The organism is Pseudomonas fluorescens (assembly GCF_902497895.1).
GTDB classification, from domain to species: domain Bacteria; phylum Pseudomonadota; class Gammaproteobacteria; order Pseudomonadales; family Pseudomonadaceae; genus Aquipseudomonas; species Aquipseudomonas fluorescens_BP.
In genome coordinates this window covers 64,118-82,269 of the sequence record NZ_CABVHQ010000006.1, presented here as the reverse complement: position 1 = coordinate 82,269, position 18,152 = coordinate 64,118, and the positions used below count along the sequence as shown (strand labels likewise).

Below are 18,152 nucleotides of genomic sequence, written 5' to 3'. Positions count from 1 at the left end.
TGAAACCCGTGTGGTCTGAAAGCGGCAAACGCCCGGCCAGGCAGAAGCCGGACCGGGCGTTGCGTTTAGAGTCCCGAGTGAGCGCAGCGCATTGGCATGCTATGACCCACCATGGCTCTTGGAGCTCGCGACTTAGAGGCTGCGAGCAACCTGGACCTTCTCGAAGACTTCGATCTTGTCACCCGGCTTGACGTCGTTGTAGCTCTTGACGCCGATACCGCATTCCATGCCGGCACGCACTTCGGACATATCGTCCTTGAAGCGGCGCAGGGATTCGAGTTCGCCTTCGAAAATAACGATGTCTTCGCGCAGTACACGGATCGGACGGTTGCGGTGAACCACACCTTCCAGAACCATACAGCCGGCGATCGCACCAAACTTCGGCGAACGGAACACGTCGCGGACTTCAGCGATACCCAGGATGTTCTCCCGGACGTCGCTGCCAAGCATGCCGGTAAGGGCTTTCTTGACGTCTTCGATGATGTCGTAGATCACGTTGTAATAACGCATATCCAGACCTTCCTGCTCGACGATCTTGCGAGCGCCGGCATCGGCACGCACGTTGAAGCCGAACAGTACAGCGTTGGAGGCCAGTGCCAGGTTGGCGTCGCTCTCGGTGATACCACCGACACCGCCACCGACTACGCGCACTTGCACTTCATCGTTACCCAGGCCGCCGAGGGCGCCCTGCAGAGCTTCCAGCGAGCCACGGACGTCGGATTTGAGGACGATGTTAAGCGTCTTCTTCTCTTCCTGGCCCATGTTCTCGAAGATATTTTCCAGCTTGCCGGCGTGAGCACGAGCCAGTTTGACTTCGCGGAACTTGCCTTGACGGAACAGGGCAACTTCACGTGCCTTCTTCTCGTCAGTCATTACGCTCAGCTCGTCGCCAGCTTCCGGCGTACCATCCAGGCCGAGAATCTCGACCGGGATCGATGGACCGGCTTCTTTAATCGGCTTGCCGTTTTCGTCAAGCATCGCCCGGATACGGCCGAAGTTCGAACCGACCAGGACCATGTCGCCTTGACGCAGCGTACCGTCGGAAACCAGAACGGTTGCAACCGGGCCACGACCTTTGTCGAGACGCGATTCAACCACAACGCCACGACCAGGAGCGGACGGGGTTGCTTTGAGTTCGAGAACCTCGGCTTGCAGCAGGACTGCTTCCAGCAGGTCGTCAACGCCAGTACCCATTTTCGCGGAGACTGACACGAACGGAGTATCACCACCCCATTCTTCGGACGTGACACCGTGGACAGACAGTTCGCTACGAATGCGATCGAGATCGGCACCCGGCTTGTCGATTTTGTTCACTGCAACAACCAGCGGAACACCGGCGGCCTTGGCATGCTGAACAGCTTCGATGGTCTGCGGCATTACGCCGTCGTCCGCCGCAACTACCAGGATCACGATGTCGGTCGCCTTGGCACCACGAGCACGCATTGCGGTAAACGCCGCGTGACCCGGGGTGTCGAGGAAGGTGACCATGCCGCGATCGGTTTCAACGTGGTAAGCACCGATGTGCTGGGTGATACCACCGGCTTCGCCAGCAGCTACCTTGGCACGACGGATGTAGTCGAGCAGCGAGGTTTTACCATGGTCAACGTGGCCCATTACGGTCACGACTGGAGCACGGGAGAACGCCTCACCTTCGAACTTCAACGATTCTGCCAGGGAATCTTCCAGGGCGGTGTCGCTGACCAGGGTCACTTTGTGGCCCAGTTCTTCAGCTACCAGCTGAGCAGTTTCCTGATCGAGTACCTGGTTGATGGTCGCCGGAGTGCCCATCTTGAACATGAACTTGATGACTTCAGCAGCCTTGACCGACATCTGCGCGGCCAATTCGCCCACAGTGATGGTCTCGCCGATCTGCACGTCACGAACCACTGGGCCGGTTGGGCTCTGGAAACCGTGGGCGTTACGTTTCTTCAGCTTGGCCTTGCCGCGACCACCACGACGGAAGCTATCGCTTTCTTCGTCGGTAGTACGAGGGGCAACGCGTGGAGCCGGAGCCTTCTCTTTAACGGTTGCACGATGCGGAGCATTGCTTTTGCGCTCGCCATCGCCGCGACGACTGCTGTCGTCACTGCGTGGTTTGTCCGGGCGACGTTGCTCATCACGCTTGCGAGTGTCGGCAGCCGGTGCAGCAGCCACTACAGGAGCGGCTTCATGCACAGGTGCGGCGACAGCAACAGGCGCTACAACAGCGTCATTTGCGGACGATTGCGCAGTAGCAGGCTGGCGACGCGCTTCTTCTTCGGCGCGACGCTTGGATTCTTCTTCAGCCTTCTGACGTGCAGCATTTTCTACTGCGCGACGTTCTTCCAGTTCGCGTTTGCGCTCGGCTTCGATTTCTTCCGGGCTGCGCTGTACGAAGACTTTCTTCTTGCGTACTTCAACGCTGATGCTTTTACTTCCGGCAACACGCAGGGTGCTGGTGGTTTTGCGCTGCAGAGTGATCTTGCGCGGTTCTTCCACTTTCGCCTTGTGACTGCTCTTCAAATGAGTCAGCAGAGCCTGCTTCTCATTATCGGACACGCCTTGCTCGGCGGCGGTGTGCGGCAGACCTGCCTCACGCATCTGCTGCAACAGGCGCTCTACCGGTGTTTTGACCTCATCGGCCAGTTGTTTCACCGTGACTTGCGTCATGCATTTCTCTCCTCAGGCCGCGCCTAATTACTCGAACCAATGGGCTCGGGCGGCCATGATCAACTTGCCGGCACGATCATCGTCAATGCCGTCGATGTCGAGCAGGTCGTCAATAGACTGCTCGGCCAGGTCTTCGCGGGTAATTACGCCGCGCACCGCCAGTTCCATCGCCAAATCCTTGTCCATACCCTCAAGCGAGAGCAGGTCTTCGGCCGGATGGGCGTCTGCCAGCTTTTCCTCAGTAGCGATGGCTTTGGTCAACAAACGATCCTTGGCGCGAGCGCGAAGCTCGTTGACGGTGTCTTCGTCAAAGCCATCGATGTTGAGCATTTCTTCCAGCGGTACGTAGGCAATCTCTTCCAGGCTGGTGAAGCCTTCATCGACCAGTACCTGTGCCAGATCTTCGTCGACTTCCAGCTCGTCGATGAAGTTGCGCAGGATGTCGCCGGTTTCTGCTTGCTGCTTAGCCTGGATGTCCGATTCGGTCATCACGTTCAGGGTCCAGCCAGTCAACTGGCTAGCCAGACGCACGTTCTGACCACCGCGACCGATGGCCTGAGCCAGATTGTCTGCGCCAACGGCGATGTCCATTGCATGGGCATCCTCGTCAACGATAATTGCCGCCACTTCAGCCGGCGACATTGCATTGATCACGAACTGCGCAGGGTTGTCGTCCCACAGGACGATGTCCACACGCTCACCGCCCAACTCACCCGACACTGCCTGGACGCGCGAACCGCGCATACCGATGCAAGCGCCTTGCGGGTCGATGCGTTTATCTTTGGAGCGGACCGCAATCTTGGCGCGCGAACCCGGATCACGGGCTGCTGCCATCACTTCGATCAGGCCTTCAGCGATTTCCGGCACTTCGATGCGGAACAACTCGATCAGCATTTCCGGCGCGGTACGCGACAGGATCAGCTGCGGGCCGCGGTTCTCGGTGCGGATTTCCTTGAGCAGCGCACGAAGACGCACGCCCACCCGGAAAGTCTCGCGGGAGATGATGTCTTCACGAGCCAGCAACGCTTCAGCGTTGTTGCCCAGATCGACGATCACGTTGTCCCGAGTCACTTTTTTCACGGTGCCGGAGATGATTTCTCCCAGACGCTCGCGATAGGCATCAACGACTTGAGCACGCTCGGCTTCGCGGACTTTCTGCACGATGACTTGCTTGGCAGTCTGTGCAGCGATGCGGCCAAACTCGATCGAGTCGATTTTTACTTCGACGATGTCGCCAGCTTTAGCGCCAGGCTGGGCTTCCTGAGCCTGCTCGACCCACATCTCGATAGCCGGATCGTCCAGATCTGCTTCTTCGACTACCGCCCAGCGACGGAAAGTTTCATAGGCACCGGTGTGGCGGTTAATTTCCACACGCAGGTCAACTTCGTCTTCGAAACGTTTTTTGGTAGCAGTGGCCAGAGCCAGCTCCAGCGCTTCAAAAATAACGTTTGCCGGTACGCCCTTTTCATTGGATACCGACTCAACAACCAGCAGTACTTCTTTGCTCATCGTACGCCTCGCCTTTCGCAAGCCATTGGATCCGCGGGATCCGCGTCTCAGTCAAAACTGGGAATAATGTTGGCCTTGTCGATCATATCGATCGGCAACAGGAACTCATGCTCTTCAACCAGCACCACGACGTCCTGCTCTTCTACGCCGCGCAGAAGGCCTTGAAAATTGCGTCGACCTTCGAAAGGTGAACGCAGCTTGATCTTCACTTGTTCACCGGCAAATTTTGCAAACTGCTCAAGAGTGAACAGTGGGCGTTCCATGCCAGGCGAGGAAACTTCAAGGGTGTATTCAACAGCGATCGGATCTTCAACATCCAGAACACCACTGATCTGACGGCTGACGATGGCGCAGTCATCCACCAGAACACCGCCTTCTTTATCGATATAAACGCGCAGCAGTGAGTGGCGACCTTGAGCTGAAAACTCAATACCCCAGCATTCATAGCCAAGGGCCACGACCACCGGGGCCAGCAAGGCCTGCAACTGTTCTAGCTTGCTCGACACCTGAACCCCCTCGTGCATGTTTTTGCATGCTGTATAAATAAAAAAAAATGGGCGAAGCGCCCATCCCTGAAACGCCGTCGAATAACGCCGTTATAAAGTGTCCAGCTAACAAAAAGCCCCTGAAAAGGGGCTCCGCTAAAACTGGTTGCGGGGGCCGGATTTGAACCGACGACCTTCGGGTTATGAGCCCGACGAGCTACCAGACTGCTCCACCCCGCGACAAAGCTGGGGCGGAAGTATACGACCGATCCCTTTCAGGGTCAATCGAACCTCCACCTACAGGAAAGCCCGCAACAGCGGGCTCTCCTGATAATTGGTACCGAGAAGGGGACTCGAACCCCTACACCCTATGGGCACAACCACCTCAAGGTTGCGTGTCTACCAATTCCACCACCTCGGCAATACAACAATACTACCTGAAACCCTTCTTACTTTTGCTCTTGAGCTGGAGGTACGTCAGTCGCATTAGGTGCCGACTTTTGCTCTTGAAGCACCGGGACATCATCAGAAGCCGGTTTTTGCACTGGAACTTCCAACACTGCTGGATTTGGCAAACCTACTTGAGTCAGCTCATGAGCTTTCTCTTTAGCAAAGTAACCTAACCCTAAGCTGGTTATGAAGAAACCTGCGGCAAGTATACCAGTAAACTTACTAAGAAAGGTAGAGGAACCTTGGCTTCCGAACACAGTATTTGAAGCGCCTGCTCCGAAAGACGCACCAGCGTCCGCACCCTTACCCTGCTGCAGCAATACCAGAGCAATTACGCCCAATGCACCCAGCAGATGAAAAACGACTACGACTGTTTCCAGCATTTTTTCAGTTTCCCGCGGCGCGACAGATCGCACCGAACTCATCTGCATTCAGGGAAGCTCCACCAATGAGCCCCCCATCGATATCCGGCATGCCGAACAGTTCGACCGCATTGGCCGCCTTCACGCTGCCGCCGTATAGAAGCCGCACACCTTGTGCGACTTCAGAATTTTCTGCCGCCAACTGCGCGCGAATGGCTGCGTGCACATCCTGCGCCTGTTGCGGTGAAGCAGTCAGCCCGGTACCAATGGCCCAGACCGGCTCGTAAGCGATGACTGCCTTTGCAAGCGCATCGATACCCAACTCTTCGATGATACTACTTAGCTGACGCCCGACAACTTCCAGGGTCTTTCCGGCTTCGCGCTGCTCGAGGGTTTCCCCTATACACAACACCGGAATCAGACCACATGCCTGGGCTGCCGCAAACTTGCGATTGAGCACATCGTCCTGCTCACCCAGAATCAGGCGACGTTCGGAATGCCCAACCAGCACCAGGGAACAGCCTGCATCCACCAACTGACTTGGCGCAATCTCGCCAGTCAAAGCACCTTGCTTGGCTTCCACCGCAGAGTTCTGCGCGCCGACCGAAATCGACTGGCCTTTCAAGCCATCAATCACTTGATTGATAAACAGGCAAGGCGGGAATACCGCAACATCAACACCGCTTGGCAAGGCCAGATGACTCAGGCCATTGATCAGCTCAGCGACGCTGGCGCGGGTACCGTGCATCTTCCAGTTACCAGCTACCATAGGGCGACGCATGCTGTACCTCGTCGGTCAAAGTGGGCGCAGATGTTACCCAACCGCATCAACACTGGCAAGCCGAAATCAGGCAGAAACTTGCGCAACCAGTTTTGCCAGCTCGTCGGCATAACCGCGAACCTGGATTTCGTCATCACCTTCGACCATCACACGAACCAATGGCTCGGTGCCGGATTTGCGCAACAACACCCGCCCACGCCCAGCCATCTGCGTGGTGACACGGGCACAAGCTTCTTTTACCTCTGCGTGCTCGACCGGATTCACGCCGCCCGAGAAGCGCACATTGACCAGCACCTGAGGACACTTGCGCAACGCCTGACGGGACTGCGCAAGGCTCTCGTCACGGCCCTTCAAGGCCATCAACACCTGCAGGGCCGCAATGATCGCGTCACCGGTGGTGGTGTGCTGGAAGCAGACGATATGACCGGAGTTCTCACCACCGACCTGCCAGTTGCGCTCCAGCAGCTCGGCAATCACGTAGCGGTCACCAACATTGGCGCGGATGAATGGAATACCCAGGTCCGCCAGGGCCAATTCCAACCCCAGATTGCTCATTAGCGTGCCAACCACACCACCCTGCAGCTTGTTACGCTCATGCAGATCGCGAGCGATAATAAACAACAATTCATCACCATCGACGATCGCGCCCGTGTGATCGACCATCAACACCCGATCGCCATCGCCATCGAAGGCGATACCCAGATCGGCATGCTCGGCGATTACGGCCGCCTGCAGTTGACTCATATGAGTCGAACCACAGTTGTCATTGATGTTCAAACCATTGGGTTGAGCGGACAGCACGGTGACCTGGGCACCCAACTCGCGAAAGACGCTTGGAGCCACCTTGTAGGTCGCACCGTGGGCACAGTCGAGAACAATCTTCAGACTTGAAAAACTGGTACCGGTCGGCACGCTGCTTTTACAGAATTCGATATACCGACCCGACGCATCGTTGATCCGCGAAACCTTGCCGATCTTGCTCGACTCGACCACCGTCATCGGCGCGTCGAGCAACTCCTCGATCATCAACTCGATGTCGTCCGGCAGCTTGGTACCCTGCCCGGAAAAAAATTTGATGCCATTGTCGTCATGGGGGTTGTGCGAAGCACTGATCACGATACCGGCCTCACCCTGGAAGGTCCGGGTCAGGTAGGCGATAGCCGGTGTCGGCATCGGCCCCAGCAGCATTACATCAGCCCCTGCAGCGGACAGGCCGGCCTCCAGGGCAGACTCGAACATGTAGCCGGAGATCCGCGTGTCCTTGCCCACCAACACTTTACAGGCGCCCTTGCTGCTGCGAAAAGCCATGCCCGCCGCCCAACCGAGCTTGAGCATGAAATCCGGAGTAATAGGAAACTCGCCGACCCGACCACGAATGCCGTCAGTGCCAAAATATTTTTTAGTCATAAGCGCTCCATCATTCTTATTCGGCTGATTCTACTGCTGCGATCATCCGTACCACATCTACTGTTTCGGCCACGTCGTGCACGCGCAAGATCCGCGCGCCCTTGACCATGGCCAGCGCGGCGAGAGCCAGACCGCCATGCAGTCGCTCTCCGACAGGACGATTCAACGCCATGCCTATCATGCTCTTGCGCGAAACCCCGACCAAAAGAGGTCGGCCCAGGGCATGCAGAGCTTCCATATGCTTGAACAGACTCAAATTGTGCTGCAGGCTTTTCGCGAAACCGAAGCCTGGATCGAGAATGATCCGCTCGGCAGGAATGCCCACAGACTCACACTGCACCATACGCTCGGCCAGGAACGCGCCGACTTCGCGGGTCACGTCCTGATAATGCGGATCGTTCTGCATATCTCCCGGCTCGCCGAGCATATGCATCAAACACACCGCAAGACCCGTGGTCGCCGCCGCATCAAGCGCTCCATCGCGGCGCAATGCGCGCACATCGTTGATCAAACCTGCACCCAGTCGCGCAGTTTCACGCATGACCGCGGGCGTCGAGGTATCGACCGAGATGATCACATCCAGTTCGCGATGAATCCGCTCGACAATGGGCGCTACGCGCTCGAGTTCTTCGGTTGGGGAAACCACCCGCGCGCCTGGCCGGGTCGATTCACCACCGACATCGATCAGCGTAGCACCCGCCGCAACCATAGCTTCGGCATGGCGCAAGGCCGCATCGAGCTGGCTGAAACGGCCACCATCGGAGAAGGAATCAGGGGTGACATTAAGAATACCCATCACATGCGTGCGGGCCAAATCAAGAACCCGGTTGCCGCAAGGCAACCGGGTCGAGGACTGTACAGAAGTCATTTCAAACCTTAGACGTCAGCAGCAGGACCGCCGATTGGAGTTTCCGGACGCTCGCCCTGCACCACCGGAGGTGTTCCGGAGTTACCGGTACCGCCCGACCAGTCGCGAGGCTCGCGTGGAGTCCGACCTGCCATGATGTCGTCGATCTGCTCGGCATCAATGGTCTCGTACTTCATCAAGGCATCCGCCATGGCGTCGAGCTTGTCGCGGTTATCGGTAAGGATCTGCTTGGCCGTGCCATAGCACTGGTCAATGATGCCGCGAACCTCGGAGTCGATCAGCTTCGCAGTCTCGCCCGAGAAACTGGCGTGCTGGCTGCCGCCGCGACCCAGGAACATTTCCCCTTCCTCTTCGGCGTACATCAGAGGACCGAGCTTTTCCGACAGGCCCCATTTAGTCACCATGTTCCGCGCAATCTGGCTCGCGCGCATGATGTCGTTGGAAGCGCCCGTGGTGACACCGTCGAAGCCCAGGGTCATCTCTTCAGCGATACGGCCGCCGTACAGCGAGCAGATCTGGCTGATCAACGCACGCTTGGACAGGCTGTAGCGATCCTCTTCCGGCAGGAACATGGTGACACCCAGCGCGCGACCGCGAGGGATGATCGAGACCTTGTAGACCGGGTCATGCTCAGGCACAACGCGTCCGACGATAGCGTGACCCGCTTCGTGGTAGGCGGTGTTCTGCTTCTCTTTCTCGGACATGACCATGGATTTGCGCTCTGCGCCCATCATGATCTTGTCCTTGGCCAGTTCGAACTCTTTCATCTCGACCACGCGTTTGCCCGTACGAGCAGCAAACAGCGAGGCTTCGTTCACCAGGTTGGCCAGGTCGGCACCGGAGAAGCCCGGAGTACCACGTGCGATGACTGCCGGAGCGACGTCATCGCCCATTGGCACTTTACGCATGTGAACTTTCAGGATCTGTTCACGACCACGAATGTCCGGCAGACCTACAACGACCTGACGGTCGAAGCGACCTGGACGCAGCAATGCCGGGTCGAGCACGTCAGGACGGTTGGTTGCGGCGATGACGATGATGCCGTCATTCATCTCGAAACCATCCATCTCTACCAGCAACTGGTTGAGGGTCTGCTCGCGCTCATCGTGACCACCGCCCATGCCGGCGCCACGGTGACGACCGACGGCATCGATTTCATCGATGAAAATGATGCAGGGTGCGTGTTTCTTGGCCTGTTCGAACATGTCGCGAACACGGCTGGCACCGACACCGACGAACATCTCGACGAAATCGGAACCGGAAATGGTGAAGAACGGTACTTTGGCTTCGCCGGCAATAGCCTTGGCTATCAAGGTTTTACCGGTACCCGGAGGGCCGACCATCAGCACGCCGCGCGGAATACGACCGCCCAGGCGCTGGAACTTGCCCGGGTCGCGCAGGAATTCGACCAGCTCGCCCACTTCTTCCTTGGCTTCATCACAGCCGGCAACGTCGCCCAGGGTGGTTTTCACCTGGTCTTCCGACAGCAGGCGCGCCTTGCTCTTGCCGAAGCTCATCGGCCCGCCCTTGCCGCCCGCACCGCCCTGCATCTGGCGCATGAAGAACATGAACACGGCGATGATCACCAGGATCGGGAAGCTGGCGACCAGGAGTTGGGTCCAGATGCTTTGCTGCTCAGGCAGCTTGCCTTCGACAGCCACATTGTTTTCCACCAGGTCGCCGATCAGGCCATTGTCCTGAATCGCCGGACGAATGGTCTTGAAGCTTTCGCCATCGGCGCGCTTGCCGGTAATCACATAGCCATCTACGGCTACGCGCTCGACCTTGCCATCCTTCACTTGCTGGATGAAGTCGGAATAGTTGAGGGTCTGCGGCTCGTTAGGGCTGGAGAAGTTGTTCATCACCGTCACCAGGACCGCCGCGATGATCAACCACAGGATCAGATTCTTTGCCATATCGTTCAATTAACTACCCTCTGAAGCAAGCTCCGCTGTTGGCGCGCGCTTCGCATGATATTCACCGGCCTAACTTACTACATTACCTACAGCTCTGGCAGGCGCTGTCTGTAACCCTTTGTGAAACACTTTCTACACAATATTCGCTAATGCTCACGGGGCGAAATACGAAAAACCTATCGCCCCGGTCGAAAAACCTTTTATTCCTCACTACGCCCGCGGAAACCACGGCCCAGCAAGTACTGTTCACGGGAGCGATCGCGCGACGATTTCGGCTTGCGCGTCGTGACCTTCTCGAACTGTTTGCGAACGCTCTTGTGGTATTCATCGAAGCCTTCACCCTGGAAGACCTTGATCAAAAAATCACCACCTGGCTTCAACACCCGAGTCGCAAGGTCAAGTGCTAACTCGCACAGGAACATCGATCGCGGCATATCTACAGACGCCAATCCACTCATATTGGGGGCCATATCGGAAATCACAAGGTCTACCTCATTTTTTCCGACAGCTTCGAGAATCTGCGCCAGCACGGCATCTTCTGTGAAGTCGCCCTGAATAAAGGTCACGTCAGGGATGCTATCCATTTCCAGAATGTCGGAAGCGATCAACGTACCTTGCCCACCAATCAGACGACTGGTCACCTGGGACCAGCCACCCGGGGCCGCGCCAAGGTCGATCACGCTCATTCCCGGACGGATCAAACGATCCCGTTCCTGGATTTCCAACAACTTGTAGCTGGCACGGGAGCGATACCCGTCTTTTTGCGCCATTTTCACGAATGGGTCGTTGAAATGCTCTTGCAGCCATTTAAGACTTGTCTTGGAACGGGCCACGGGCCACCTCAAAAATAAAACGGGTCGTGATTAACTGGGCGGTCCCGGACTCGCTCGGGTAAACTGGCCGCCGCTTTTTACAAGATCAGACACAGGGGTCAGATTATGCCGCTCACTCAAGAGCAGAAGAAACAGTACAAATCCATTGGCCACCATCTGAAACCAGTATTGACTGTGGCTGACAACGGTTTGACTGAAGGTGTGTTAGCCGAACTGGAACGCGCATTGAGCGATCACGAGCTGATTAAAATCAAGCTCAACATCCTCGAGCGCGAATCGCGCCTGGGTGCCGTTGCCGAGTTGTGCAAGGTCGGCAAGGCGGATCTGGTGCAAGTCATCGGCAAAATGGCGTTGATTTACCGCAAGAACTTCAGCGTCAACAAGCTGCTGTCGAACGTCCATCGCAACAAGTGATCTCAGGGTCAAGGGTGTGCTTCGCGCACCCTGCCGCTCCATCCCGGCACTGGTTGCAACACCAGCACAAGACCGGAAAACCCCAGGACAAGATAGCTGAACAACTGCCAGCGAAGCGCTTGCGGCAAGCCGATGCGCACGGCGAAATACATCCCGCACCCATACAGCGCCATCAGCAACAGTTGCCCGCGAACATCCCGCCACAGACTCGACAGGCCCAGTGCCCGTATCAGCACCAGAACCTGCAGAATCACGCACACTGCCGCAAATCCTACCAGCAGCGCACTCAGCAGATTACCAATCTCTTCGATCAGCAGCGGCGCCAGGCCAATTTGCCCCAGCACCGGTAGCAGACCAATGTGCAGCAGCCACACGCCGCCCACCCACAACATCTGGGTCAGCTGCCAGAGCATGGCGCCCGCGCGTAGCGGGCGCCTCAGTTCAAATGTGACGAACTTCGACAATCTCGTACTCGATAACGCCGCCAGGCGTTTTGACTGCCACCACATCACCCTCTTCCTTGGCAATCAAGGCACGAGCCAGAGGCGAGCCGACCGAAATCTTGCCCTGCTTGAAGTCAGCCTCGTCTTCACCAACGATGTGATAAATCACGCTTTCATCGGTTTCGACGTTGGCGATTTCGACGGTGGTGCCGAAAATCACTTTGCCGGTATGAGGAATGCTCGTGACATCGATGATCACCGCGTTCTGCATGCGGCCTTCGATGTCACGGATCCGCGCCTCGACCATGCCCTGCTGTTCGCGGGCGGCATGGTATTCGGCGTTTTCCTTCAAGTCGCCCAGCTCGCGGGCCGTACCGATGTCCTGGCTAAGCTTCGGACGGACGACCTTGGTCAGATGAGCGTGTTCTTCTTCAAGGGCTTTTGCGCCCTTTACGGTCATTGGGTATTTGATCATGCCTTCAATCCTGCGTGTAGATCCTGCAAGCGGCGCACGGTCTTCTCGGGACCGAACTTGAGCGCTTCGCAGATGGCTTCGCCAGCAGCAATGGTAGTGGTGCAGTAAATCTTGTGCTGCAAGGCATTGCGACGAATGGAGTACGAATCAGCGATCGACTGACGCCCTTCGGTGGTGTTGATGATCAGCGTGACTTCGTCATTCTTGATCATGTCGACCACGTGCGGACGACCTTCGGTCACCTTGTTCACACGGCGCACTTTCAGGCCTGCGGCTTCAATGATCCTGGCAGTACCGGCAGTCGCGACCACTTCGAAACCCAAGTTGATCAGATCACGGGCCACACCTGCAACCAGCGGCTTGTCATCGTCACGCACGCTGATGAACGCAGTACCACCGGTCGGCAGCACTTCACTGGCACCCATCTGGGCCTTGGCAAAGGCTTCGCCGAAGGTATCGCCAACGCCCATCACTTCGCCGGTGGACTTCATCTCAGGGCCGAGGATCGGGTCGACACCAGGGAATTTGGCGAATGGGAACACCGCCTCTTTCACGCTGTAGAAGTTCGGGATGATTTCCTTGGTGAAGCCGATTTCCTTCAGGGTTTTACCGGCCATGACGCGAGCCGCGATCATTGCCAGGGAAACCCCGATGCACTTGGAGACGAATGGCACGGTACGCGAAGCGCGCGGGTTGACTTCGATGACGTAGATGTCTTCGCCTTGCAGCGCCAACTGCACGTTCATCAAACCGACCACACCGAGTTCCAGGGCCATTTTCTTGACCTGCTCGCGCATTTCGTCCTGGATGTGCGCAGGCAACGAGTACGGCGGCAGCGAGCAAGCGGAGTCACCGGAGTGCACGCCTGCCTGTTCGATGTGCTGCATGATCGCGCCGATCACCACGTCGGTGCCGTCGCAGACTGCGTCGACATCCATTTCAATGGCGCAGTTGAGGAAGTGATCCAGCAGCACCGGGCTGTCGTTGGATACTTTCACCGCGTCGCGCAGGTAACGCTTGAGCTCTTCTTCTTCGTAGACGATTTCCATCGCCCGACCGCCCAGTACGTAGGACGGACGCACCACCAGCGGGTAACCGATCTTGCCGGCAGCGCGAATGGCTTCGTCTTCGCTGCGCACGGTAGCGTTCGGCGGCTGACGCAGGTTCAGGCGCTCGACCATCTGCTGGAAACGCTCACGGTCTTCGGCGCGGTCGATGGCGTCAGGGCTGGTACCGATAATCGGCACGCCGGCTTCTTCCAGGGCGCGAGCCAGTTTCAGCGGAGTCTGGCCGCCGTACTGGACAATCACACCTTTGGGCTTCTCGACGCGGACGATTTCCAGCACGTCTTCCAGGGTTACTGGCTCGAAGTACAGGCGATCGGAGGTGTCGTAGTCGGTGGATACGGTTTCCGGGTTGCAGTTGACCATGATGGTCTCGTACCCGTCTTCGCGCAGCGCCAGTGCCGCGTGCACACAGCAGTAGTCGAACTCGATGCCCTGGCCGATGCGGTTCGGACCGCCACCCAGGATCATGATCTTGTCACGGGTCGACGGGTTGGCCTCGCACTCTTCCTCGTAGGTCGAATACATGTAGGCGGTATCGGTCGCGAACTCGGCGGCGCAGGTGTCGACACGCTTGTAGACCGGATAGACCTCAAGCTTGTGACGATGGCGACGCAGGGCCTTCTCGGTCACGCCCAGCAGCTTGGCCAGACGCGCATCGGAGAAGCCTTTGCGCTTGAGGCGGTACATCGCGTCACGGTCGATAGTGGCCAGACCGAGGGTCTTGATCCGCTCTTCTTCCTTGACCAGATCTTCGATCTGCACCAGGAACCAAGGGTCGATCATGTTCATGCCGAAGATGTCTTCGACGGTCATGCCGGCACGGAAGGCATCCGCGACGTACCAGATACGCTCGGCGCCCGGCACGGTCAGCTCGCGCTTGAGCACGCCCATGCTTTCCGGGTTGCTCAGGTCGAGTTTCGGATCCAGACCCGACACGCCCACTTCCAGGCCGCGCAGGGCTTTCTGCAGGGATTCCTGGAAGGTCCGGCCGATGGCCATGACTTCGCCGACCGACTTCATTTGCGTGGTCAGGCGGGCATCGGCCTTAGGGAATTTCTCGAAGGCGAAACGCGGCAGCTTGGTCACGACGTAGTCGATGGACGGCTCGAAGGACGCCGGGGTCTTGCCGCCGGTGATTTCGTTCTGCAGTTCGTCGAGGGTGTAGCCGATCGCCAGCTTGGCCGCGACCCGGGCGATCGGGAAGCCGGTGGCCTTGGAGGCGAGTGCCGAGGAACGCGATACACGCGGGTTCATCTCGATCACAACCATGCGACCGGTGTCCGGGCAAATACCGAACTGCACGTTCGAACCGCCGGTTTCCACGCCGATTTCACGCAGGACCGCCAGGGAGGCGTTCCGCATGATCTGGTATTCTTTGTCGGTCAGGGTCTGAGCCGGCGCGACAGTGATCGAGTCACCGGTGTGCACACCCATCGGGTCAAAGTTTTCGATAGAGCAGACGATGATGCAGTTGTCCTTCTTATCGCGGACAACCTCCATCTCGTACTCTTTCCAGCCGATCAGCGATTCGTCGATCAGCAGCTCTTTGGTCGGCGACAGGTCCAGACCACGGGCGCAGATTTCTTCGAACTCTTCACGGTTGTAAGCGATACCGCCGCCCGTGCCGCCCATGGTGAAGGACGGACGAATGATGCACGGGAAGCCAAGCTTCTCGAGCACTGCGTTGGCTTCTTCCATGCTGTGGGCGATACCCGAGCGCGGGCAGTCCAGACCGATGGATTTCATCGCCTTGTCGAAGCGCGAACGGTCTTCAGCCTTATCGATGGTGTCGGCATTGGCGCCGATCATTTCCACACCGAACTTTTCCAGAACGCCTTCGCGCTCCAGGTCCAGGGCGCAGTTCAGAGCAGTCTGACCACCCATGGTCGGCAGCAGCGCGTCCGGACGCTCCTTCTCGATGATCTTGGCAACGGTCTGCCACTTGATCGGCTCGATGTAGGTGGCGTCGGCCATGTCCGGGTCGGTCATGATGGTCGCCGGGTTGGAGTTCACCAGGATGACGCGATAACCCTCCTCGCGCAGGGCTTTGCAGGCCTGGGCGCCGGAGTAGTCGAATTCACAGGCCTGGCCGATAACGATCGGGCCAGCGCCGAGAATCAGGATGCTTTTTATATCTGTACGTTTTGGCATTAGTTGTCACTCAAATCCGCAGGTCCGACGGCAATCCCGGAGGAGAGGCCGCCTTGAACATTTTCCGAGGTGCCTGAGGGAAATTCGCCGGGGTTACCGGGCTCGCCTCAGGCGCCTTTTCGCTACATTCTCAAGGCGCGATCAGCGGCGCTTGGCCATGGCGTCGATGAAGCGATCGAACAGTGGCGACACGTCATTCGGGCCCGGACTCGCTTCAGGGTGACCCTGGAAGCTGAATGCGTTCTTGTCGGTGAGCTCGATGCCTTGCAGGGTGCCGTCGAACAGCGATTTGTGGATCGCCCGAACGTTGGCTGGCAGGGTCGCTTCGTCCACCGCAAAACCGTGGTTCTGGCTGGTGATCATCACGACACCGGAGTCCGTATCCTGCACCGGGTGGTTGGCGCCGTGGTGGCCGTGACCCATTTTCAGGGTCTTGGCGCCGCAAGCCAGGGCCAGCAACTGGTGACCGAGGCAGATGCCGAACACCGGGATCTCGGTTTTCAGAATGTCCTTGATCGCCTGGATCGCGTAGTCGCAAGGCTCCGGATCACCAGGACCGTTGGACAGGAACACGCCATCCGGCTTGAGTGCCAGGGCTTCGCTGGCCGGGGTTTGCGCCGGCACCACGGTCACGCGGCAACCGCGCTCGACCAGCATGCGCAGGATGTTCACCTTGACGCCGTAGTCGTAGGCAACCACGTGGTACGGCAGCTCGGAGGCGTCGATAGTCGCGTGGCTGTCGGTTTTCAGATCCCAGACCGTGGAGCGCCATTCGTACTGCTCTTTGGTGCTGACGACTTTCGCCAGGTCCATGCCTTTGAGGCCAGGGAAACCACGCGCAGCAGCGATGGCCGCTTCGTCGGAAATGTTGTCGCCGGCCATGATGCAGCCGTTCTGCGCGCCTTTCTCACGCAGGATGCGTGTCAGGCGGCGCGTGTCGATACCGGCGATTGCCACAACGTTGTTGGCTTTAAGGTAATCGGACAGTGGCATCGTGTTACGCCAGTTGCTCGCCACCAGCGGCAGGTCACGAATGACCAGGCCAGCCGACCAGACGCGATCGGACTCGGCATCTTCCGGCGTGGTGCCGGTATTACCGATGTGCGGGTAAGTCAGGGTAACAATCTGTTGGGCGTAGGAAGGATCGGTAAGGATTTCCTGATAGCCCGTCATGGCGGTGTTGAACACCACCTCACCAACGGTTTGACCGTCGGCTCCAATGGCTTCGCCGCGAAAAATGCTGCCATCAGCAAGGGCGAGTATGGCTGGCTTAGTCAAGAAGACCTCCCGTAAATAAAGCCTGAAAGGGCGATCGCAGGTTGCAAAAAAGCGGAATGACGTATAGACACGTCACCCCGCTTCTTCGTCGAATTATCTGCGCGCTTTTAGTGGACACACTAAAGCTGTAGCTTACAGAAAAAGGCTTTTTTGGTCTACCGCTAATGAGCCCTAAAGGCAGCGGAATGCGACAGAACATCGCTTGGCGGGGAAAAACAGGGCTCAACCGCCTGGCCGAGCCCTGTTCTGGTCGTATCTTAACGCAGATCCAGCACATCCTGCATGTCGTATAGACCCGCCTCACGACCATCCAGCCACAACGCAGCCCGTACCGCACCCTTGGCAAAGGTCATGCGACTGGAGGCCTTGTGAGTGATCTCGACGCGCTCACCGTCGGCGGCGAACAGCACCGTGTGATCACCGACGATATCGCCGGCACGAATCGTCGCAAAGCCGATGGTCTGCCGATCGCGCGCGCCGGTCTGGCCCTCACGACCGTAGACCGCCACTTCCTTGAGGTCCCGCCCCAGGGCGTCGGCAATCACTTCGCCCATGCGCACCGCAGTGCCGGACGGCGCGTCGACTTTATGCCGGTGATGCGCTTCGGTGATTTCGATATCGACGTCATCCCCCAGCACCCGGGCAGCGGTGTCGAGCAGCTTCAGGCAAAGATTGACACCTACGCTGAAGTTGGCGGCAAAGACGATTGGAATGTCTTTGCCAGCCTCGGCCAGCAACTGCTTCTCTTCGACAGTGAAGCCGGTGGTGCCGATGACCATGGCCTTGCCGACCTTGCGGCAGAACGCCAGGTTCTTCAGGGTCACCGTCGGGTGAGTGAAGTCGATCAGCACGTCGAACTCATCGACCACCCGGTCCAGATCACCCGACAGCGGTACACCGATTCGACCCAGCGCAGCCAGCTCACCGGCATCAGCGCCGACCAGCGAACTGTCCGGGCGATCCACGGCTGCGGTCAGACCGGCACCCGGCGTTTGCTGCACGGCTTCGATCAAGGTCTTGCCCATGCGCCCTGCAGCGCCCATCACAGCTATACGTCGCATGCC

15 protein-coding genes and 2 tRNA genes are annotated in these 18,152 nt (G+C 58.1%); 1 reads left to right on the top strand and 16 read right to left on the bottom strand.

The features are described 5' to 3' along the window. Positions 1 to 132 precede the first annotated feature (132 nt). From infB to rlmE, 11 genes are all read right to left on the bottom strand, one after another. A complete protein-coding gene (gene infB / locus F8N21_RS04735) occupies positions 133 to 2,649 on the bottom strand; it encodes a translation initiation factor IF-2 (protein ID WP_150641023.1) in 2,517 nt (838 codons plus the stop codon). Positions 2,650 to 2,676: 27 nt separating this feature from the next. Beyond that, positions 2,677 to 4,158 (bottom strand): transcription termination factor NusA, encoded by a 1,482-nt coding sequence (gene nusA, locus F8N21_RS04730; RefSeq protein WP_150641022.1) that lies wholly within the window; start codon positions 4,156 to 4,158, stop codon positions 2,677 to 2,679. A gap of 47 nt (positions 4,159 to 4,205) precedes the next feature. Beyond that, a complete protein-coding gene (rimP, locus tag F8N21_RS04725; protein WP_150641021.1) occupies positions 4,206 to 4,664 on the bottom strand; it encodes a ribosome maturation factor RimP in 459 nt (152 codons plus the stop codon). Positions 4,665 to 4,806: 142 nt separating this feature from the next. After that, positions 4,807 to 4,883, bottom strand: a tRNA-Met gene (locus F8N21_RS04720). A 95-nt stretch (positions 4,884 to 4,978) separates the two neighbouring features. Continuing rightward, positions 4,979 to 5,064: transfer RNA gene (locus F8N21_RS04715), tRNA-Leu, on the bottom strand. A gap of 28 nt (positions 5,065 to 5,092) precedes the next feature. Continuing rightward, the gene (gene secG / locus F8N21_RS04710; protein ID WP_150641020.1) at positions 5,093 to 5,476 is read right to left on the bottom strand and encodes a preprotein translocase subunit SecG; all 384 of its coding nucleotides are present in this window, start codon (positions 5,474 to 5,476) and stop codon (positions 5,093 to 5,095) included. A 4-nt stretch (positions 5,477 to 5,480) separates the two neighbouring features. Next, entirely contained in the window at positions 5,481 to 6,236 is a 756-nt protein-coding gene (gene tpiA / locus F8N21_RS04705; protein ID WP_150641019.1) for a triose-phosphate isomerase, read from the bottom strand. Between the two features lie 66 nt (positions 6,237 to 6,302). Continuing rightward, entirely contained in the window at positions 6,303 to 7,643 is a 1,341-nt protein-coding gene (gene glmM, locus F8N21_RS04700) for a phosphoglucosamine mutase (protein ID WP_150641018.1), read from the bottom strand. A gap of 16 nt (positions 7,644 to 7,659) precedes the next feature. Continuing rightward, positions 7,660 to 8,511 carry a dihydropteroate synthase gene (folP, locus tag F8N21_RS04695; protein ID WP_150641017.1) on the bottom strand — a complete coding sequence of 284 codons (852 nt, stop codon included), beginning with the start codon at positions 8,509 to 8,511 and terminating at the stop codon, positions 7,660 to 7,662. A gap of 8 nt (positions 8,512 to 8,519) precedes the next feature. After that, positions 8,520 to 10,427: an ATP-dependent zinc metalloprotease FtsH gene (gene ftsH, locus F8N21_RS04690; protein WP_150641016.1), complete on the bottom strand. Its 1,908-nt coding sequence runs from the start codon at positions 10,425 to 10,427 to the stop codon at positions 8,520 to 8,522. 200 nt (positions 10,428 to 10,627) lie between these two features. Continuing rightward, complete coding sequence (gene rlmE, locus F8N21_RS04685) at positions 10,628 to 11,260, bottom strand: 23S rRNA (uridine(2552)-2'-O)-methyltransferase RlmE (protein WP_003177853.1); 633 nt, start codon at positions 11,258 to 11,260, stop codon at positions 10,628 to 10,630. 105 nt (positions 11,261 to 11,365) lie between these two features. Here rlmE and F8N21_RS04680 point away from each other — a divergent pair, with 105 nt between their 5' ends. After that, the gene (locus F8N21_RS04680; RefSeq protein ID WP_150641015.1) at positions 11,366 to 11,674 is read left to right on the top strand and encodes a YhbY family RNA-binding protein; all 309 of its coding nucleotides are present in this window, start codon (positions 11,366 to 11,368) and stop codon (positions 11,672 to 11,674) included. Positions 11,675 to 11,682: 8 nt separating this feature from the next. Here the strand turns inward: F8N21_RS04680 and F8N21_RS04675 are convergent, their stop codons facing one another. The 5 genes from F8N21_RS04675 to dapB all read right to left on the bottom strand — a co-directional run bounded on the left by F8N21_RS04675 (position 11,683) and on the right by dapB (position 18,149). Further along, positions 11,683 to 12,087, bottom strand: coding sequence for an MFS transporter (locus F8N21_RS04675; protein WP_150641014.1), 405 nt, complete (start codon positions 12,085 to 12,087; stop codon positions 11,683 to 11,685). Between the two features lie 28 nt (positions 12,088 to 12,115). Continuing rightward, complete coding sequence (gene greA, locus F8N21_RS04670; RefSeq protein WP_150641013.1) at positions 12,116 to 12,592, bottom strand: transcription elongation factor GreA; 477 nt, start codon at positions 12,590 to 12,592, stop codon at positions 12,116 to 12,118. After that, positions 12,589 to 15,810: a carbamoyl-phosphate synthase large subunit gene (gene carB / locus F8N21_RS04665; protein WP_150641012.1), complete on the bottom strand. Its 3,222-nt coding sequence runs from the start codon at positions 15,808 to 15,810 to the stop codon at positions 12,589 to 12,591. The genes greA and carB overlap by 4 nt, the downstream gene beginning before the upstream one ends. 141 nt (positions 15,811 to 15,951) lie before the next feature. Next, positions 15,952 to 17,088 (bottom strand): glutamine-hydrolyzing carbamoyl-phosphate synthase small subunit, encoded by a 1,137-nt coding sequence (gene carA, locus F8N21_RS04660; protein WP_150641011.1) that lies wholly within the window; start codon positions 17,086 to 17,088, stop codon positions 15,952 to 15,954. Between the two features lie 257 nt (positions 17,089 to 17,345). Further along, on the bottom strand, positions 17,346 to 18,149 hold the full coding sequence (gene dapB / locus F8N21_RS04655; RefSeq protein ID WP_150641010.1) for a 4-hydroxy-tetrahydrodipicolinate reductase: 804 nt from the start codon (positions 18,147 to 18,149) through the stop codon (positions 17,346 to 17,348). Positions 18,150 to 18,152: the final 3 nt, after the last annotated feature.

What these genes read in the sequence shown, in the direction of transcription:
- tpiA (WP_150641019.1), bottom strand. Translation starts at nt 6,236, where the DNA reads ATGCGTCGCCCTATGGTAGCTGGTAACTGGAAGATGCACGGTACCCGC.
- greA (WP_150641013.1), bottom strand. Translation starts at nt 12,592, where the DNA reads ATGATCAAATACCCAATGACCGTAAAGGGCGCAAAAGCCCTTGAAGAA.
- glmM (WP_150641018.1), bottom strand. Translation starts at nt 7,643, where the DNA reads ATGACTAAAAAATATTTTGGCACTGACGGCATTCGTGGTCGGGTCGGC.
- secG (WP_150641020.1), bottom strand. Translation starts at nt 5,476, where the DNA reads ATGCTGGAAACAGTCGTAGTCGTTTTTCATCTGCTGGGTGCATTGGGC.
- carB (WP_150641012.1), bottom strand. Translation starts at nt 15,810, where the DNA reads ATGCCAAAACGTACAGATATAAAAAGCATCCTGATTCTCGGCGCTGGC.
- folP (WP_150641017.1), bottom strand. Translation starts at nt 8,511, where the DNA reads ATGACTTCTGTACAGTCCTCGACCCGGTTGCCTTGCGGCAACCGGGTT.
- F8N21_RS04675 (WP_150641014.1), bottom strand. Translation starts at nt 12,087, where the DNA reads ATGCTCTGGCAGCTGACCCAGATGTTGTGGGTGGGCGGCGTGTGGCTG.
- dapB (WP_150641010.1), bottom strand. Translation starts at nt 18,149, where the DNA reads ATGCGACGTATAGCTGTGATGGGCGCTGCAGGGCGCATGGGCAAGACC.
- infB (WP_150641023.1), bottom strand. Translation starts at nt 2,649, where the DNA reads ATGACGCAAGTCACGGTGAAACAACTGGCCGATGAGGTCAAAACACCG.
- ftsH (WP_150641016.1), bottom strand. Translation starts at nt 10,427, where the DNA reads ATGGCAAAGAATCTGATCCTGTGGTTGATCATCGCGGCGGTCCTGGTG.
- F8N21_RS04680 (WP_150641015.1), top strand. Translation starts at nt 11,366, where the DNA reads ATGCCGCTCACTCAAGAGCAGAAGAAACAGTACAAATCCATTGGCCAC.
- nusA (WP_150641022.1), bottom strand. Translation starts at nt 4,158, where the DNA reads ATGAGCAAAGAAGTACTGCTGGTTGTTGAGTCGGTATCCAATGAAAAG.